Origin of the sequence: Pseudomonas fluorescens, from assembly GCF_001623525.1 — a bacterium.
Lineage (GTDB): Bacteria > Pseudomonadota > Gammaproteobacteria > Pseudomonadales > Pseudomonadaceae > Aquipseudomonas > Aquipseudomonas fluorescens_Q.
Window position 1 is genome coordinate 1 of record NZ_CP015225.1, and the last position, 20,996, is coordinate 20,996.

4 protein-coding genes are annotated in these 20,996 nt (G+C 64.8%); 3 read left to right on the forward strand and 1 reads right to left on the reverse strand.

Translation table 11 applies throughout. The annotated features are described in order from the left end of the window. Positions 1-89: 89 nt before the first annotated feature. Complete coding sequence (gene tam / locus TK06_RS00005; protein ID WP_063320261.1) at positions 90-860, reverse strand: trans-aconitate 2-methyltransferase; 771 nt, start codon at positions 858-860, stop codon at positions 90-92. 145 nt (positions 861-1,005) lie between these two features. Here tam and TK06_RS00010 point away from each other — a divergent pair, with 145 nt between their 5' ends. From TK06_RS00010 to TK06_RS33280, 3 genes are all read left to right on the forward strand, one after another. After that, positions 1,006-1,740, forward strand: a complete 735-nt coding sequence (locus TK06_RS00010) for a thioesterase II family protein (RefSeq protein WP_063320262.1) — start codon at positions 1,006-1,008, stop codon at positions 1,738-1,740. A gap of 273 nt (positions 1,741-2,013) precedes the next feature. Then, positions 2,014-14,454, forward strand: a complete 12,441-nt coding sequence (locus TK06_RS00015) for a non-ribosomal peptide synthetase (protein WP_063320263.1) — start codon at positions 2,014-2,016, stop codon at positions 14,452-14,454. After that, complete coding sequence (locus TK06_RS33280; RefSeq protein WP_428993584.1) at positions 14,454-20,954, forward strand: amino acid adenylation domain-containing protein; 6,501 nt, start codon at positions 14,454-14,456, stop codon at positions 20,952-20,954. The genes TK06_RS00015 and TK06_RS33280 overlap by 1 nt, the downstream gene beginning before the upstream one ends. Positions 20,955-20,996: the final 42 nt, after the last annotated feature.

The window sequence follows — 20,996 nt, forward strand, 5'->3', positions numbered from 1 at the left end:
CGGTCACTCTTGCGGGTTTTTGGTCTTAGCAGGTAACGAGGGCCTGGAGCAGAAATTTAGCCCCCATCGCTGCGTCATCGACCGTCGCCCTAGCGCGTCGCGACCATGAACACCCGAGGAAACGGCAGCAGCACGGTGCCATCGTCCAGGGCGGGATAAGCCTGTTCGATCGCCTTGAGGTACTGCGCCAGATACTGCTCGCGTTGCGCCTCATCCAGCGGTTCGAGAAACGGGCGCAAGCCGCTGCCCTTGAACCACTCCACCACGCCTGCGGCGCCACCGGCCAAGGGGTGATGGTAGGTGGTGCGCCACACATCGACGCGGCTGCAGTGGGGCTTGAGAATCGCGTAATAGGTGCTGGCGTCCTCTACCTCGGTCCGTGAATCACCCGCCCCGGCCAGTTGACTGGCCCACGGGCCGTTGGCGGCGATTTCCCGCATCAGGCGGTGGGAGGGCTGGTGCAGGGTGTCGGGCATCTGGATCGCCAGGCTGCCACCGGGGGCGAGTTTGCCCACCAGCGAGGGTAGCAGGGTGGCGTGGTCGGGCAGCCATTGCAGCACGGCGTTGGCGAAGATCACGTCGAACGGCCCGGGTTCATCCCATTGGCTGATGTCGGCGGTGTCGAACGCCACGGCGGGCAGGCGTTTGCGTGCGGCCTCGACCATGTCGCTGGAACTGTCCAGGCCGCGCACCGTGGCACCGCTGAAATGTTCCACCAACAGTTCGGTGGAATTGCCCGGGCCACACCCCAGGTCGATCACCGAACGGGCCTGTGTGGGGGGAATGGCGGCGAGCAGGTCCCGGGACGGACGGGTGCGTTCCTGTTCGAAGGTGACGTATTGCTTGGCGGACCAGCCCATGGCGTTCTCCTGTGCGGCGCAGTGAGTCGAGGTGCCGCCAGTATAAGGTCGGGCGAAGACGATGTAGCGAACGTAACGGTTTTGACTAATTCTGTAGGTTACGATTTCGTTATCTTCCCTACACGACCGATCGGAGAAAACCGCAGTGACCCAACTGACCCTGCTGTGCCTGCCTTATTCCGGCGCCAGCGCGATGGTGTACAGCCGTTGGCGGCGCACATTGCCGCAGTGGCTGCATGTGCAACCGGTGGAACTGCCGGGGCGCGGGGCGCGCTTCGACGAGCCGCTGCACACCGACATGGGCCCGTTGGCGATGCAACTGGCGCGGGAGCTGTCCGCGACGCTCCAGGCCCCTTACGCCTTGTTCGGTCACAGCCTGGGCGCGCTGCTGGCCTGCGAAATCGCCCATGCCCTGCGTGAGCTCGGCTGCCCGGAGCCGGTGGCGCTGTTTGCGTCCGGCACCGCGGCACCGACGATGCGGGCCGACTACGACCGCGGTTTCGCCGAACCGAAAACCGACGCTGAACTGATCGAGCAACTGCGCACCCTCAACGGTACCAGCGAGGAAATATTGGCCAACGAAGAGCTGATGGCCCTGACCTTGCCGGTCCTGCGAGCCGACTTCCTGCTGTGCGGACGTTTCCAGCCGCGAATCCGACCGCCGCTCAACTGCCCGGTGCATGTGCTCGGTGGCGCCGCCGACAAGGCCACCACGGAGCAACTGATTGGCTGGCGCCGGGAAACCACGGGCAGCTTTTCGGTGGACATGCTGGCCGGTGGGCACTTCTTCATTCATGAGCACGAGGCCAAGGTGTTGCGGCTGATCAAGGATCAGTTGAGCGTGCATCATCGGCGGCATGGGTTGGCGATCAGCGCCTAATCCGCGAATTCACAAGCAACCTGCTTTTGTGGCGAGGGAGCTTGCTCCCGCTGGGTTGCGAAGCGACCCTCCCTGCCAGACCAGGCGCCCGTTCTTTCGAGGCTGGCAGATTTTGCGACTGCTGCGCAGCCGAGCGGGAGCAAGCTCCCTCGCCACGGTTACTCCTTCCCTCCTGATATCCATTCTCAAACGCTAATTTTTCCGGTCTGCATTCGTTTTATAGGGACGACTTGCCTTTGTGCCTTGTGCCCACTGATTCCGGATACCCCAGAAATGAATGCTGAAGACGCCTTGAAACTTGCTCGCCGGTTTATCGGGTTGCCCCTGGACAAGCGCCGGATGTTCCTCGCGGCGTTGGCCAAGGAGGGCGTGGAGTTCAGCGGTTTTCCTATCCCCCAGGGCGTCGAGGCCGAGGATCGCCAGGCGTTGTCCTATGCCCAGCAGCGCATGTGGTTCCTTTGGCAACTGGAGCCGGACAGTGGCGCTTACAACCTGCCCGGGGCGGTGCGGCTCAGCGGTGTGTTGAGCTTGCCGGCCCTGGAGCAAGCCTTCGCCAGTCTGGTGGCGCGGCATGAAACCCTGCGCACGGTGTTCCAGCGCCAGGCCGACGACCGTCTCCTGCAGGTGCCGGCCAGCGCGCCGCTGGTGATCGACCACGCGGACTTCAGTGCCATACCGGCCGACGAGCGCGAGCAGGCGGTTCGCCTGGCCGCCGAGGCCCAGTCGATGCGGCCCTTCGACCTGGCCTGCGGCCCGTTGCTGCGGGTCGAATTGCTCAAGCTCGATGAGCAGGAGCACGTGCTGCTGCTGACCCTGCACCACATCGTTTCCGATGGTTGGTCCATGAACGTGTTGATCGATGAGTTCATCCGTTTCTACGACGCCCATGAGGCGGGCGTTGCACCGCAGTTGGCCGACTTGCCGATCCAGTACAGCGACTACGCCCTGTGGCAACGCCGTTGGCTGGAGGCCGGCGAGCTGCAGCGGCAACTCGATTACTGGCAAGCGCAACTGGGCGACGAGCATCCGGTGTTGGAGCTGCCCCTCGACTACCCACGCCCGATGCTGCCGAGCTATCGCGGTCGTCGCCTGGAACAGGTGGTGGAGGCCGAGCTGGTCGAGCAACTGCGTGGCGTGGCCCGGCAACAGGGGGTGACCTTGTTCATGCTGTTGCTGGGTACCTTCAGTATCCTGCTGCACCGTTACACCGGACAAGACGACCTGCGGGTCGGGGTTCCGGTCGCCAACCGCAACCGCCAGGAAATCGAAGGGCTGATCGGTTTCTTCGTCAACACCCAGGTGTTGCGGGTGCAACTGGATGGCCAGGCCCGCCTTGGCGACCTGTTGCGTGACGTCAAGGAAACCGCCCTCGGCGCCCAGGCCCACCAGGACCTGCCCTTCGAGCGACTGGTCGAGGCGCTGAAGCTTGAGCGCAGCCTGAGCTACAACCCATTGTTCCAGGTGATGTACAACCACCAGCCGGAGGTGGCCGACGTCACCACGCTGAAAGTCGGCAGCGGTCTGGAGCTGGGCGTCATCGAATGGGAATCGCGCAGCACCCAGTTCGACTTGAGCCTGGACACCTACGAAAAGGGCGGCCAATTGCACGCGGCGTTCACCTACGCCAGTGACTTGTTCAACCCCGAAACCATCGAGCGCATGGCCCGGCACTGGACGCTGTTGTTGCGCAACATCGTCAACGACCCGCAGCAGCGTGTCGGTGAACTGGCGTTGTTGGCGCCGGCCGAGTATCGGCAGTTGGTCACCGAGTGGGCGCGCCACGACACGACCTGGCCGAGCGAGCGCCCGGTACACGAGCTGTTCGAGGCGCAAGCTGAACGCAGCCCGGACGTCATCGCCTTGATCTGCGACGGACAACGATTGACCTACGGCCAGCTCAACGCCCAATCCAATCGCCTGGCGCGCACGTTGGTGGCGGCGGGTGTCGGTCCTGATGTGCTGGTGGGCATTGCCGTCGACCGCAGCCTGGAACTGGTGGTCGCCATTCTTGCCGTGCTCAAGGCCGGTGGTGCGTACGTGCCGCTGGACCCTCAGTACCCGGTTGATCGCCTGCGGTTCATGATTCAAGACAGCGCCAGTCGCCTGCTCCTGACCCAAAGCCATTGGCTTGAACGCCTGCCTGTGCCCGAGGGCGTGCGTTGCTTGTGCCTGGATCAGAGCCCGTCTTGGGAAGACGCCGAGCCCGGCAATCTGCAACGCCAGGTGTGGGCCGACAGCCTGGCCTACGTCATGTTCACCTCCGGCTCGACCGGGCGCCCGAAAGGCGTCGGCATCAGCCACGGCGCGCTGAGCAAGCATGCGTTCGCCTCGCAGCACTATTACGGCTTGAGCAGTGCCGACTGCGTGCTGCAATTCGCCACGTTCAACTTCGATGCCTTTGGTGAGCAACTGTTCGGGCCGCTGACCTGCGGCGCCTCGGTGCTGCTGCGTGGCAACGAGGTGTGGGACAGCGAAACCCTGTACCGCCACATCGTCGAGCAGGGCATCACGGTCATGGACCTGACCACCGCCTACTGGAACATGATCGCCAAGGAGTTCGCCGCTGCCGGCCCGCGTGACTACGCGGCGCTGCGCCAGGTGCACAGCGGTGGCGAGGCGATGCCGCCCGAAGGCGTGCAGGCCTGGCGTCGGGCCGGGCTCGAGCGGGTCAAGCTGCTCAACACCTACGGCCCGACCGAAGCCACGGTCACCGCCACCACCCTTGATTGCAGCGACTACGTCTTCAATCGCCGGCCGCTGCCGCTGACCTTGCCCATTGGTCAACCGCTGCCAGGCCGGCATACCTATCTGCTCGATGGGCACCTCGAACCCACACCTGTGGGCGTGGTCGGCGAGTTGCTGATTGGCGGCGAGCTGCTGGCGCGCGGTTACTTCCAGCGTCCGGGTTTGACCGCCGAACGGTTCATTCCCGATCCGTTTTCCACCACCGGCGCGCGCCTGTATCGCACCGGCGACCTGACACGTTTCAACACCTTGGGCCAGATCGAATACGTCGGGCGCGTTGATCATCAAGTAAAGATCCGCGGTTTGCGCATCGAGCTGGGCGAAGTCGAAGCACGCCTGCTGGAATTGGACGCGGTAAACGCAGCCGTCGTGCTGGCGGTGCAGGGTGGCAGCAGCCTGCAACTGGTGGGCTACGTGGTGCCCCAGGATGCATCGCTGGTGTCGGCCTCGGCCGAGGTGCAGGGCGCGGCGCGGGACACCCTGAAGGCGCAGCTCAAGGAACACCTGCCGGATTACATGGTGCCCGCGCAATGGCTGTTCCTGGCGCAGTTGCCGCTGAGCCCCAACGGTAAGCTCGACCGCAAGGCCTTGCCTTCAGCCGATGCCAGCCAGTTGCAGCAAGCCTTCATCGCGCCCCGCAGTGAGCTGGAACGAGGCATCGCGGCCATCTGGCAAGACGTACTCAAGCTTGAGCAGGTCGGCCTGACCGACAACTTTTTCGAGCTGGGCGGCGACTCGATCATCTCGATCCAGGTGGTCAGCCGTTCGCGACAGGCGGGGATCCATTTCACCCCCCGTGACCTGTTCCAGCATCAAACCGTACAAGGCCTGGCGAGTGTCGCGCAGCAGGGCGGCAGTGGCCTGCAGATCGATCAAGGACCGGTCAGCGGCGAGCTGTCGTTGCTGCCTATCCAGCAGGTGTTTTTCGAGGACGTCATTGCCCAGCGTCACCACTGGAACCAGGCTGTCCTGTTGCGCAGCCACCTGCCGTTGCAGGCGCCAGCGCTGATGCAGGCCCTCAACGCCTTGGTGGCGCATCACGATGCCTTGCGTTCGCGCTTCACCGAAACCCCGACGGGCTGGCGTGCCGACGTGGCGCCAGTGGCGATCGACCCCGAGCTGCTGTGGACCGCAGACAACCTGAGCGCCGCTGAGCTGCAAGACCTCTGTGCCAAGGCCCAGCGCAGCCTCGACCTGCAAAAGGGCCCGCTGCTGCGTGGGGTACTGGCGAACATGGCCGATGGCAGCCAGCGTCTGTTACTGGCCGTGCACCACCTGGCCGTGGACGGCGTGTCGTGGCGCATCCTGCTGGAAGACCTGCAACGGGCTTATCAACAGGCCAGTGCCGGAGCCACCCTCCGGTTGCCGGCCAAGACCAGCGCCTACAAGGCCTGGGGCGAACATCTGCAGGCCTACGCGAGCACTGAAACGCTGCGCGCCGAATTGACCTTCTGGCAGCAACAACTGCAAGGCGCCGTGGTGGATCTGCCCTGGGACAACCCCCAAGGCAGCCGGCAAAGCCGATACGCAAAAGTGCTGCACAGCCGACTCGACAAAACCCTCACCCAGCAACTGCTGCAACAGGCCCCCGCGGCGTATCGCACCCAGGTCAACGACCTGCTGCTGACCGCCCTGGCGCGGGTGATCTGCCGCTGGACCGGGCATGCCGACACACTGATCCAACTGGAAGGCCATGGCCGCGAAGAGCTGTTCAGCGACGTCGATCTGACCCGCACGGTCGGCTGGTTCACCAGCCTGTTCCCGGTGCGGCTGACTCCTGCCGATAGCGTGGGCGCCGCGATCAAGCAGATCAAGGAGCAGTTGCGGGCGATCCCGAACAAGGGCATAGGTTTTGGTGTGCTGCGCTACCTGGGCGACGACGCGGCACAAGCCTGTCTCAAGGCCTTGCCATTGCCGTGCATCACCTTCAATTACCTCGGTCAGTTCGACGGCAGTTTCGATGCCAGCGAGGGTGCGCTGTTCAGCCCGGCGGGCGAAAGCGCCGGGCTCGAGCAGAGCCTCGATGCGCCGCTGGACAACGGGCTGGGCATCGAGGGCCAGGTCTACGACGGCGAGCTCGACTTGCGTTGGACGTTCAGCAGTGAGCAATTCAACGAGGCGACCATCGCCCGTCTGGCCGATGACTATGCCCGCGAACTGGAAGCGCTGATCGACCATTGTTGCCTGGCCGATGCCATGGGCGTCACGCCGTCGGATTTCCCGCTGGCGCGTATCACCCAGGCGCAGTTGGACGCGATCCCAGTGCCGGCTGCCGCTATCGAGGACATCTACCCGCTGTCGCCGATGCAGCAAGGCATGCTGTTCCACACCTTGTACGAGCAGGGCACCGGCACCTACATCAACCAACTATGCGTGGATGTCGATGGCCTCGACCCCGAGCGTTTCCGTGCCGCATGGCAGGCGACCCTGGACGCCCACGAGATCTTGCGCAGCGGCTTCATCTGGCAGGGTGAGTTGCAGGAGCAGTTGCAGATCATCCATCGCCGCCTGGCGCTGCCTTACACCCTGCTCGATTGGCGCGGGCGCAATGATGTTGCCCAGGCCCTCAAGGATTTCACCGCCGCCGACCTGGCCAAGGGGTTCGACCTGACTCAGGCCGGACTGCTGCGGGTCACGCTGATTCAGTTGAGCGATGAGCGTCATCACCTGATTTTCACCAACCATCACATTCTGATGGACGGCTGGAGTAGCGCGCAGATGCTTGGCGAAGTGCTGCAACGCTACGCCGGTCAACAGCCGCCGCGTCCGGTCAGCCGCTATGCCGATTACATCCAATGGTTGCAGCGCCAGGACACGGCCCTCAGCGAAACGTTCTGGCTGGGGCAACTGGCCGATCTCCAGGAGCCGACGCTGCTGGCGAACGCCGCCGCGGCGAGTGCTGAAGTGCGCAGCGAAAGCGCTCACGCGCTCAGGCATTACACGCTGGATGCGCCGCGCACGGGCCGTCTCAACGCATTCGCCCGCCAGCAGAAAGTCACGGTCAACACCTTGGTGCAAGCGGCGTGGTTGCTGCTGTTGCAGCGTTATACCGGCAGCGATTGCGTGGCGTTCGGCACCACCGTGGCCGGGCGACCGGCAGAACTGGTTGGCATCGAGCAACAGGTCGGCCTGTTCATCAACACCTTGCCGGTGATCGCAGGCTCGCGTCCGGACCAGACGGTCGCCGCCTGGTTGGCTGCCGTGCAGGCCCGGAACCTGAGCCTGCGCGAGTTCGAGCACACGCCGCTGGCAAACATCCAGCGCTGGGCCGGGCAGGGCGGGGGAGCGCTGTTCGACAGCCTGCTGGTGTTCGAAAACTTCCCGATCTCCGCGGCGTTGCAACGTGGCACCGCCCAAGGCGTGGTGTTCGGAGAGGTCGCCAACCAGGATCAGACGCACTACCCGCTGACCCTGGGCGTGACCTTGGGCGAGACGCTGGCGCTGCACATGAGTTTTGACCAGGCGCATTTCAGCGTCGCGACCATCGAGCGCTTGAGTGCGCAATTGCTGCACCTGCTGGAACGGTTTGCCGAATCCGCCGAGCGTCGCCTCGGCGAGATCGCCCTGGCCAGCGCTGAGGAACACCAGGCGCAACAGGCTGCCAACCACCCGCAACCGTACCCGACCGACATCGCCGTGCATCAACGCATCGCCCATCTGGCGGCGCTGAAACCGCACAGCACCGCGGTGATCTTCGATGGACAACGTTTCAGCTACGGCGACATCGACCGTCGGGCCAACCAATTGGCTCATGCACTGGTCGCCCGTGGCGTGGGCCCGGAAACCCGCGTCGGCGTCGCCCTACCGCGCAGCGAGGGGGTGATCGTCGCGCTGCTGGCGGTGCTCAAGGCCGGCGCTGCCTACGTGCCGCTGGACACCAGTTACCCCCGTGAACGCCTGGCGTACCTGATCGAGGATTCGGGGCTGGCGCTGTTGCTCACTGATTCCCGGGTGTCGGAGCAACTTCCCCTGGAAGCCGCCGCCCAGGTGCTGGAACTCGATCGCCTGGACCTGAGCCTGCAACCGGCGGATGCACCGTCGATCACCGTCGATCCACAGAACCTCGCCTACGTGATCTACACCTCCGGTTCCACCGGCAACCCCAAGGGCGTGAGCGTGGCCCATGGTCCGCTGGCGATGCACTGCCAGGCCATCGGCGAACGTTATGAAATGCAGAGCAGCGATTGCGAATTCCATTTCATGTCCTTCGCCTTCGACGGTGCCCATGAGCGCTGGCTCACCAGCCTGACCCATGGTGCCTCGCTGCTGATTCGTGACGACAGTCTGTGGACCCCGGAGCAGACCTATAACGCGATGCGCGAGCACGGCGTGACGGTGGTGGCGTTCCCGCCGGTGTACCTGCAACAACTGGCCGAACACGCCGAGCGCGAGGGCAACCCGCCCAAGGTGCGCATCTATTGCTTCGGCGGTGATGCGGTGCCCAACGCCAGTTTCGAACGGGTCAAGCGCGCCCTTGATCCGGACTTCATCATCAATGGCTACGGCCCGACCGAAACCGTGGTCACGCCGCTGATCTGGAAGGCCGGCCGTGACGTGACGTGCGGCGCCGCGTATGCGCCCATCGGCAGCCGCATCGGCGACCGCAGCGCCTACGTGCTGGATGCTGACTTGAACCTGCTGCCCCAAGGCATGGCCGGCGAGTTGTACCTGGGCGGCAGCGGCCTGGCCCGGGGCTACCTGAACCGCCCGGGGCTGACGGCCGAGCGGTTTGTCGCTGATCCATTCAGTGCTGAAGGCGGCTTGCTGTATCGCACGGGCGACCTGGTGCGCCAACGCGCCGACGGCACCTTCGATTACCTGGACCGTATCGACAACCAAGTGAAGATCCGCGGTTTCCGCATCGAACTGGGCGAAGTCGAGGCCAGCCTGCAAGCCCTGGATGGCGTGCGCGAAACGGTCGTCGTGGCTCAAGAAGGCCCGGCTGGTAGCGGCAAGCGCCTGGTGGCCTATGCGGTGGCCGATGAACCCGTGCGCAAGGATTTCGCCGAGCACCTGCGCGAACAGCTCAAGGCGACCCTTCCGGCGCACATGGTCCCGGCCTATCTGCTGCTGCTTGAACGCTTGCCGCTGACCCCCAACGGCAAGCTTGACCGCAAGAACCTGCCCAAGCCCGACGTCAGCCAGTTGCAGCAAAACTACATGGCCCCACGCAGCCCGTTGGAGCAGCAATTGGCCGCCATCTGGCAGGACGTGCTCAAGCTCGGGCAAGTCGGCCTGCAGGACAATTTCTTCGAATTGGGTGGCGATTCCATCGTCTCGATCCAGGTGGTCAGTCGCGCCCGCCAGGTCGGTATCCAATTCACGCCGAAGGATCTGTTCCAGCACCAGACCATCGAGGCCCTGGCCGCCGTGGTCCAGACCGGCGCACCGCTGCAACCGATCGACCAGCAACCCGTGACCGGCGAAACCGCACTGCTGCCGATCCATCAATGGTTCTTCGCCCAACCGATCCCCGACCGCCATCACTGGAACCAATCGGTGATGCTCAAGCCGACGCAGGCGCTGGATGCACAGGCGCTGGAGCAGGCCTTGGGCGCGCTGATCGAGCACCACGACAGCTTGCGCCTGGACTTTATCGAGCAGGGCGAAGGCTGGACCGCGCGTTACCGTGACGTCGAGGCGCAGGCCGCTGGCACGCTGCTGTGGCAGGCCGACGTCGCCGATCTTGCTGAGCTGGAAGTGCTGGGCAACCAGGCCCAGCGCAGCCTGCAACTGGACGGCGGCCCGCTGCTGCGCGCACTGCTGGCGAACCTCGCCGATGGCACGCAGCGGTTGTTGCTGATCGTGCATCACCTGGTGGTGGACGGGGTGTCCTGGCGGATTCTGTTCGAAGACCTGCAAAGCGCTTATCGGCAGATGCTCGCGGGCACGGCGGTGCAACTGCCGGCCAAGACCAGTGCGGTCCAAGCCTGGACCGCCGCGTTGCAGGACTACGCGGCCAGCGCACCCTTGCAGGCCGAACTGGGCTTTTGGCAGCAACAGTTGCAAGGCGCTTCGGTGGGGTTGCCGTGGGACAATCCCCAGGGCGGGCAGCAACACAGCCAAGCCGTGACGATCCGCTCGGCACTGGATAAAACCCTCACCCGGCAACTGTTGCAGCAGGCCCCGGCGGCCTACCGCACCCAGGTCAACGACCTGCTGCTGACCGCACTGGCGCGGGTGATGGTGCGCTGGACCGGCGACGACAGCGTGTGGGTGCAACTCGAAGGCCACGGCCGCGAAGAGTTGTTCGCCCACGTCGACCTGACTCGTACCGTCGGCTGGTTCACCAGCCTGTTCCCCGCGAAGCTGACCCCGGCTGCCGATCTCGGCGCCTCGCTGAAGCAGATCAAGGAGCAACTGCGCGCCATCCCCAACAAAGGCATTGGCTTCGGCGCCTTGGCGCACCTGGGCGATGACTCTGCGCGCCAAACCCTGCAAGCCTTGCCGAAACCGCAACTGACCTTCAACTACCTCGGCCAGTTTGACGGCAGCTTCGATGGGGCCGACGAGGCCTTGTTCGTGCCGACCACCGAGCGCGGCGGCGAAGAAGTGAACCTGCAAGGCCCGCTGGGCAGCCCGCTGGCCCTCGACGGCCAAGTGTTCGGCGGCGAGCTGGACTTGAGCTGGACCTTCAGCGGCGACAGGTTCGACGCCGCGACCATCCAGCGCCTGGCCGATGACTATGTACAGGAACTCACCGCGCTCATCGCCCATTGCTGCGACGACAACAGCCGTGGCGTGACGCCGTCGGATTTCCCCTTGGCGCGGCTGACCCAGGCGCAACTCGACACCCTGGTCCAACACCCCCAGGCCATCGACGACATCTACCCGCTGTCACCGATGCAGCAGGGCATGCTGTTTCATACCGTGCTCGAGCAGGGCAGTGGCGACTACATCAACCAGATGCGCCTCGACGTCGAGGGCATCGACCCACAGCGTTTCCGCGCCGCCTGGCAAGCCGTGGTCGATGCCCATGACATCCTGCGCAGCGGCTTCTTCTGGCAGGGCGACCTGGCGCAGCCGGTGCAGATCGTGCAGCGTCAGGTCGAGGTGCCGTTCCGTGTGCTCGACTGGAGCGGGCGCACTGATATTGATGATGCCCTGCAAACCCTCGCCGACGCAGAACGTGCCCAAGGCGTGGACCTGACCCGGGCGCCGCTGATGCGCCTGGTGCTGGTGCGCACCGCCTCCGACCGTCATCACCTGATCTACACCAACCATCACATCCTGATGGACGGCTGGAGCAGCGCGCAGTTGCTCGGCGAAGTCTTGCAGCATTACCGGGGTGACAGCGTGGCCCGTCCGGCCGGTCGTTATCGCGATTACATTGCCTGGCTGCAACGCCAGGACGAGGCCGCCAGCGAAGCGTTCTGGACGCCTGCGCTGCGACGCCTGGAGACCCCGACGCGCCTGGCCGACGTCATGGCGAAGCCGGCCCAGGCCCAGGCCGGTCATGGCGATCATGTCCAGGTGCTGGACGAAGCGCTGACCCGACGCCTGGAGGCCTTTGCCCGCGCCTCGAAAGTCACCGTCAACACCTTGGTGCAGGCGGCATGGTTGCTGCTGTTGCAGCGTTACACCGGTCGAGACACGGTGGCCTTCGGTGCGACGGTCGCCGGCCGCCCGGCGGATGTTCCCGGCATCGAGCAGCAGATCGGCCTGTTCATCAACACCTTGCCGGTGATCGCCAGCCCGCGGGCCGAGCAGTCCCTGGACAGTTGGTTGCAAACGGTGCAAGGGCAGAACCTGGCGCTGCGGGAGTTCGAGCACACCGCGTTGCTGGACATCCAGCGCTGGGCCGGGCAGGGCGGTGAAACGCTGTTCGACAGCCTGCTGGTGTTCGAGAACTACCCGATTGCCCAAGCCTTGGAGCAAGGCGCGCCGGACGGCCTGCGCTTCGGCCCGGTGGCCACCCAGGAGCAGACCAACTACCCGCTGACGCTGTTGGTGGGCCTCGATCGGCAGCTGTCAGTGCACATGAGCTACCAGCGGGCCAGTTTTGAGCCCGCCAGCGTGGCACGGCTGGCGGCGCACCTGGCTCAACTGTTGGGGCAGATGACCGCCCATGGCGAGCGCTGCCTGGGTGAACTGTCGATGCTTGAGTTCGATGAGCATCAGCGTCTGACCCATGACTGGAACCCGATGGACGCCCCGTTCGAGCAAACGCTGTGCATTCACCAGATGATCGCTCGTCAGGTCGAAGCCACGCCAGAGGCCCTGGCGGTGACTTTCGCCAACACCCGTCTGAGCTACCGCGAATTGGACGGCCAGGCCAATCGCCTGGCCCATAGACTCATCGAACTGGGTGTGGGCCCGGAAGTGCGAGTGGGCGTGGCAATGCCGCGTTCCGAGCAGTTGCTGATCGCCTTGCTGGCGGTGCTCAAGGCCGGTGGCGCCTACGTCCCGCTGGACCCGGACTATCCGGCCGAACGTGTGGCCTACATGCTCGACGATAGCGGCGCGCGGGTGCTGCTGACTGAGCAAGCGGTGGCGGCGACGCTGACCGTTGCGGCCGAGACCGCTGTGTTGATGCTGGATCAACTCGACCTGACGCACTACCCGCTGAGCACACCCCACACCCAGGTCATGCCAGACAACCTCGCCTACGTGATCTACACCTCCGGCTCCACCGGCCAGCCCAAGGGCGTGGCGATTGCCCATCGCAACGTGCTGGCGCTGATCGACTGGTCGAAATCGGTCTACAGCCGCGACGATATCCAAGGCGTGCTCGCATCGACTTCCGTGTGTTTCGACTTGTCGGTGTGGGAGCTGTTCGTGACCCTGGCCAATGGCGGCTCGCTGATCATCGCTCGTAACGCGTTGGAGTTGCCGCACTTGCCGGCCCGGGATCAGGTGCGCCTGGTCAACACCGTGCCGTCGGCCATTGGTGCGTTGCAGCGCAGCGGTGAAATCCCGGCCAGCGTGCGCATCATCAACCTGGCCGGTGAGCCGTTGAAGCAGAGCCTGGTGGAAGCGCTGTACCAGTGTGGGATTGAGCATGTCTACGACCTCTACGGCCCATCGGAAGACACCACCTATTCCACCTGGACCCGCCGCACTTCCGGCGGCACGGCAAACATCGGCCGACCCCTCAAGCACACCGCTAGCTACCTGCTGGACGCCGACCTGCAAGCCGTGCCCCAAGGCGTCTCAGCCGAGCTGTACCTGAGCGGCGCGGGCATCACCCGTGGCTACCTCGGCCGTGCCGCGATGACCGCCGAGAAGTACGTGCCCAACCCGTTTTCCAGAAACGGCGAACGCTTGTACCGCACCGGCGACCTGAGCCGTTATCGCGTCGATGGCGTGCTCGAATATCAGGGCCGGATTGACCATCAGGTGAAGATCCGCGGCTTCCGTATCGAGCTGGGGGAAATCGAAGCGCGGCTGTTGCAACAACCCGAGGTGCGGGAGGTGGCCGTCCTGGCCCAGGACGCGGCGGGAGGCCAGCAACTGGTGGCCTACGTGGTCGCCCCAGCGCTGAACCTGGACGCCACCGAAGCGCAGCGCGCCCTGCGCGACCAGCTCAAGGCCGGCCTCAGGGAACACCTACCCGACTACATGATTCCGACCCATCTGCTGTTCCTCGATCAACTGCCGCTGACCCCCAACGGCAAACTCGACCGCAAGGCCTTGCCGGCCCCGGAGACCGGCTTGCTGCAAACCGGTTATGTCGCGCCGGCCAGTGAACTCGAGCAGCAGGTCGCGGCGATTTGGGCCCAGGTGCTCACGGTGGAACGCGTGGGCCTGAACGATCACTTCTTCGAGCTGGGCGGCCATTCGCTGCTGGCGGTCAATGCCGTCTCGCGCCTGGCCCTCGAACTGGGGCTGACGCTGACCCCACAACTGATTTTCCAGCATCCCGTCCTGGGGGATTTTGTCGCGCAACTGGACACCGGGGACGGGCCAATCAACGAACAGAAACTGAACAAGCTGGAAGCCCTGCTTGATGAAATGGAGGAAGTCTGATGGATAAGAGTGTTGCTTTGAGGATTGCCAAGCGCTTTATCACTCTGCCGCTGGACAAACGCCGGCTGTACCTGGAAAAAATGCTTGAAGAAGGCGTCTCGCCGGCCAACCTGCCGATCCCCGAGGTGCGCTCCGGGTTCGAACACATCGCGCTGTCCTATGCCCAGGAACGTCAGTGGTTCCTGTGGCAGATGGACCCGCACAGCTCGGCCTATCACATCCCCAGTGCCTTGCGCCTCAAGGGGCCGTTGGACGTGGCCGCCCTGGAGCGCAGCTTCAACGCCCTGGTCGAGCGCCACGAGAGCTTGCGCACCACTTTCATCGAGCATGGCGAGCAGGCCGTGCAGGTCATCCACCCGCACATGCCGCTGCGTATTGCGGTCCACGCGTTGCCCGCCGGTTCGCCGGCCAGCCAGGACGACAGCATCAAGGCCTTCGTCGAGGCGCAAAGCGCGCGCCCATTCGATCTGCGCCAGGGGCCGCTGCTGCGGGTTTCACTGTTGCAAATCGCCGAAGACGACCATGTGCTGGCGCTGATCCAGCACCACATCATCTCCGATGGCTGGTCGATGCAGGTGCTGGTGGATGAACTGGTGCGCTACTACGCCGCCGACACTGCCGGCCAGCCACTGGAACTCCCGGAACTGACCGTGCAGTACGCCGACTACGCCATCTGGCAGCGCCACTGGCTCGAGGCCGGTGAGCGCGAGCGGCAACTGGCCTATTGGCTCCAGACCCTGGGTGGCGAACAACCAGTTTTAGAGCTGCCCCTCGATCACCCACGCCCACCCGTGCGGAGTTTTCGCGGTGCGCGCCTGGACCTGAACCTGTCGCCGGAACTGGGCGCGGCGCTCAAGCAACTGGCCCAGCGTGAAGGGGCCAGTCTGTTCATGGTGCTGCTGGCATCGTTCCAAGCGTTGCTGCACCGCTACAGTGGCCAGCCACAGATCCGCGTCGGCGTGCCCGTGGCCAACCGCAACCGGGTCGAGACCGAGGGCCTGATCGGCTTTTTCGTCAACACCCAGGTGCTCAGCGCCGATGTCGATGGGCAGTTGCCGTTCGATCGCTTACTCGCTCAGGTCAAGCAGTCGGCCATGGCCGCCCAGGCTCATCAGGACTTGCCCTTCGAGCAGTTGATCGAAGCCCTGCAACCGGAACGCAGCCTGAGCCACAGCCCGATCTTCCAGGTCATGTTCAACCACCAGACAGCCAGTGATACCCAGGACCGGCAGTTGCAGCTGCCACGGCTGAGCATCGAGGACCTGGTGTGGGAAGGGCGCACCGCCCAGTTCGACCTGACCCTGGGCACCTATGAAACCGAGCAGGGTGTTGCCGCCGAGCTGACCTACGCCACCGACCTTTTCGAAGCGCAGACCATCGAACGCCTGGCCCATCACTGGCAGAACCTGCTGCAAGGCATTGTCGAGACGCCGCAACAACGTATCGGTGAGTTGCCGTTGCTTGACGCCGCCCAGCAGCGCCTGACGCAGCAAGACTGGTACCGCGTGGCCGACCACGGTGCCGGAACCGGATGCGTGCACTGGCGCATCGCCGAACAAGCGCGCCAGACCCCCGACGCGCTGGCGCTGACCATCGATGGACAGACCCTGACCCATGGGCAACTGGACGCGCGCGCCAACCAGCTCGCCCACCGCTTGATGGCCCTGGGCGTGACGCCTGACCAGCCAGTGGGCATCGCGGTGGAGCGCAGCGTCGAGATGATCGTCGGCCTGCTGGCGATCCTCAAGGCCGGTGGCGCCTACGTGCCCCTGGACCCGGCGTATCCCGAGGATCGCCTGGCCTACATGATCGAGGACAGCGGCATCGAACTGCTGTTGACCCAGGCCCGTTTGCAGGCGCTGCTGCCGATTCCGGCCACCCTGCAGACCCTGTTGCTGGACCAGCCCGACGCCGCGCTGCAGGCCGCACCGCGCAGCTGTCCGGTGGTGCCACTGACCGCCGAGCATCTGGCCTACGTCATCTACACCTCCGGTTCCACCGGCAAACCCAAGGGCGTGATGGTACGCCACGGTGCGCTGAGCAATTTCGTCGTCAGCATGATCGCCCAGCCAGGCCTTGTGGCCAGCGATCGCATGCTTTCCCTGACGACGTTTTCCTTCGACATTTTTGGCCTGGAAATCTACGGCCCGTTGTCGGCCGGGGCCAGCATCGTACTGACCGGCCAGAACGTCCACCAGGATCCGCAAGCGGTGCTGGCGCTGATCGAGCGCCATGACGTGACCGTATTGCAAGCCACCCCTTCGAGCTGGCGCATGCTGCTGGATCACGAGCAGTCTGCGCTGTTGGCCGGGCGCACGTTCCTGTGTGGCGGCGAGGCGTTGCCCCTGGAACTGGCGCAACGCTTGTTGGCCCTTTCGCCGAAGGTCTGGAACCTCTACGGCCCGACCGAAACCACGATCTGGTCGGCGGTGCACCCCTTGAGCCCGGAAAGCAGCCGTCCGTTCCTGGGCAAACCCCTGGACAACACCGCGCTGTACATCGTTGGCAGCGACCTGACGCTCAACCCACCCGGTGCGCCGGGTGAGCTGCTGATTGGCGGTGAAGGCCTGGCCCGCGGCTATTTCCAACGCCCGGCCCTGACCGCCGAACGTTTCGTGCCCGATCCGTTTTCGCGCACGGGCGAGCGGCTGTACCGCACTGGCGACTTGACCCGTTATCGGGCCGAAGGCGTGGTCGAGTACATCGGCCGTATCGACCATCAAGTGAAGATCCGTGGCTTGCGGATCGAACTGGGGGAAATCGAAGCGGCGTTGCTGGCCCAGACGAGCGTGCGTGAAACCGTGGTGGTGGCCCATGAAGGCCCGACCGGGGCGCAACTGGTGGGCTACGTCGTACCCGCCACGGCTGAAGTGCTGGGCGCCGAGGCCGAGGCCGAGGCCGCGTTGCGCGCCTCGCTGAAAACCGCGCTCAAGGCGCAGCTACCCGAGTACATGGTTCCGGCGCACCTGTTGTTCCTGGCGCAACTACCGCTGACGCCCAACGGCAAGGTCGATCGCAAGGCGTTGCCGGCCCCGGATGCCAGCGAGTTGCAACGTGCCTACGTGGCGCCTCGCAGCCAGCGCGAGCAGCAAGTGGCGCAGATCTGGCAGGAGGTCCTCAAGCTTGAGCGCGTGGGGCTGCACGACAACTTTTTCGAGTTGGGCGGGCACTCGTTGCTGGTGACCCAGGTGGTTTCGCGGGTCCGTCGGCTGCTGGATATCGAGGTGCCGCTGCGCAGCCTGTTCGAATACAGCACGTTGCAGGATTTTGTCGCGGCCCTCGACGCCGGGTCGGGCCCGCAGCCGCAGGCCATGGTCGCCGTGGCGCGGGACCAGCCGCTGGCGCTGTCGTTTGCCCAGGAGCGCCAGTGGTTCCTGTGGAAAATGGACCCGGACAGTGCCGCCTACAACATTCCCACGGCGCTGCGATTGCGCGGCACCTTGGACAAAATCGCCCTGCGCCGCAGCTTTGAAGCGCTGGTGCAACGGCATGAAAGCTTACGCACCGTGTTCGTGGAAGACGATGGACGCACCTGCCAGGTGATTCGCCCGCAGGGGCACGTCAGCTTCGTCGAACAACGGCTGAGCGCAGCGGATGAGGCCAGCATTCAGGCCTTCCTCGAAGAGCAGACACAACGCCCGTTCGATCTCTTGAACGATGCGCTGCTGCGCGTGGCATTGCTGGAACTGGGTGAGCAGGACCACGTCCTGGCGCTGACCCTGCACCACATCGCTTCCGACGCCTGGTCGTTGCAGGTGATGGTCGATGATCTGATGAGCCTGTATTCGGCGTTCACCCAGGGGCTGCCCGCGCAGTTACCCGTGCTGGAAGTGCAATACGCCGACTATGCCGTCTGGCAGCGCCAATGGATGGCCGCCGGCGAACAGGATCGGCAACTGGCCTACTGGACCGCGCAACTGGGCAGCGAGCAACCCCTGCTGGAACTGCCCACCGACCATCCGCGCCCGGCCCAGCAAAGCCTGCGCGGGGCGCGGCTGCCGATTGTGCTGGATCCTGCGTTGAGCGATGCCCTCAAGGCCCTGGCCCGGCGGGAAAACGTCACGCTGTTCGTGCTGTTGCTCGGTTCCTTCCAGGCCCTGCTGCACCGCTACAGCGGCCAGGCCGACATCCGCGTCGGGGTGCCGATTGCCAACCGTCAACGCCTGGAAACCGAACGGTTGATCGGTTTCTTCGTCAATACCCAGGTGCTGCGCGCCGAGTTCCACAGCGATCTGACCGGTGCCGATTTGCTGCAACAACTCAAGCAGACGGCCATGGCGGCGCAGATGCATCAGGACCTGCCGTTCGAGCAATTGGTCGATGCCTTGCAGCCCCAGCGTAACCTGAGCCACAGCCCGTTGTTCCAGGCCATGTTCAACCACCGCAACGAAACCGCCTCGGTCTTTGAAGACGCATTGCCGGGCCTGGCGGTCGAACCCCTTGGCTGGGCGCAGCGCACCGCGCAGTTCGACCTGAGCCTGGAGACCACCGACAGCCCGCAGGGCCTGCACGCTGCGTTGATCTACGCGACGGACCTGTTCGAGCCGGCCACTCTCGAACGCATGGGCCAGCATTGGCTCAACCTGTTGCACGGCTTGGTGCAGGACCTGCATCGCCCGGTTGCGCAGTGGACGTTGCTGGACGCTGTCGAGCGTCGGCGCCTGCTCGTCGACTGGAACGCGACGGCGGTTGCGTACCCGCTCGATCGCAGTGTCCAGGGGTTGATCGAAGAACAGGTACGCCGGACGCCGGATGCCCCGGCGCTGGTGTTCGGCGAGCAACGCCTGAGCTACGGCGAGCTCAACGCCCGGGCCAATCGCCTGGCTCACACCTTGATTGAGCATGGCGTCGGCCCGGATGTGTTGGTGGGCATCGCCGTGGAACGTTCGGTGGAAATGGTTCTGGGGCTGTTGGCGATTCTCAAGGCCGGTGGTGCCTATGTGCCGCTGGACCCGGAATACCCACGGGATCGCCTGGCCTACATGTTCGAGGACAGCGGCATTGGTTTGCTGCTGACCCAGCAGCATTTGCTCGATCAGTTGCCGATTCCGCAAGGGATCGACAGCCTGGTGCTGGACCTGCCTGATGACGGGGTGTACGCAGGTCGCGACACAAATCCGGACGTGGTGGTCGACGGCGAGAACCTGGCCTATGTGATCTACACCTCCGGTTCCACCGGCAAGCCCAAGGGCGCGGGCAACCGGCATTCGGCGCTGGTCAACCGGCTGTGCTGGATGCAGCAGGCCTACGGGCTCGATGCCACCGACAGCGTGCTGCAAAAAACGCCGTTCAGTTTCGACGTGTCGGTGTGGGAATTCTTCTGGCCGCTGCTGACCGGCGCGACGCTGGTGATGGCCGCGCCGGGGGCGCATCGTGACCCGGCGCAACTGATCGAGTTGATCACCGCACAGCGCATCACCACGCTGCACTTCGTGCCATCGATGTTGCAGGCTTTTGTGCAAGACCCCCACGTGGCCGAATGCACCAGCCTCAAACGCATCGTTTGCAGCGGTGAAGCCCTGCCGGTGGACGCGCAGCAGCAGGTGTTCGCCAAACTGCCGAACGCCGGCCTGTACAACCTCTATGGCCCGACCGAGGCGGCCATCGACGTGACTCATTGGACCTGTGTCGAGGAAGGTCGCGACAGCGTGCCGATCGGCCAGCCGATCGCCAACCTGGGCACCTACATCCTGGATGACGAGCTTTCGCCGGTTCCGGTGGGCGTGATCGGCGAACTGTACCTGGCGGGCGAGGGACTGGCCCGTGGATACCACCGCCGCGCCGCGCTGACGGCCGAGCGGTTCGTGACCGGCCCCTTTGGCCACGGCCAGCGGCTGTACCGCACTGGCGACCTGGCGCGCTACCGCACCGACGGTGTGATCGAATACGCCGGGCGCATGGACCATCAGGTGAAAATCCGTGGCCTGCGCATCGAACTGGGGGAAATCGAAGCGCGCCTGGCCGAGCACGATGACGTGCGCGAAACCGTGGTGATCGCCCAGGGCGGTAGCCTGCTGGTGGCCTACGTGGTGCCGACACACGCTGAATTACTGAGCGCCGAAGAGGCCGTGCGCCAGGCGCTGCAAGGCCGGCTCAAGGCGCATTTGAGCCAGTCCTTGCCCGACTACATGGTGCCGCAGCACTGGTTATGGCTGGAAAAAATGCCGGTCAGCCCCAACGGCAAATTGGAGCGCAAGGCGCTGCCCCCCAGCCGATCTCAGCGCCAGCCCCAAGGCTTACGTCGCAGCGCATACCGCCATGGAACAGGCGCTGGCCGGTATCTGGCAAAGCGTGCTCGGGCAAGCGCAAGTGGGTGTCAGCGACAACTTCTTCGAACTGGGGGGGCGATTCGATCATCTCCATCCAGGTGGTCAGCCGGGCCCGTCAGGCCGGGATCCATTTCAGCCCCAAGGATTTGTTCGTCCACCAGACCATCCAAGGTCTCGCCAGCGTGGCGACCCTGGATGACAGCCGCCCCGGCATCGACCAGGGCCCGGTGACGGGGAACGCGGTGTTGCTGCCGTTCCAGCAATTGTTTTTCG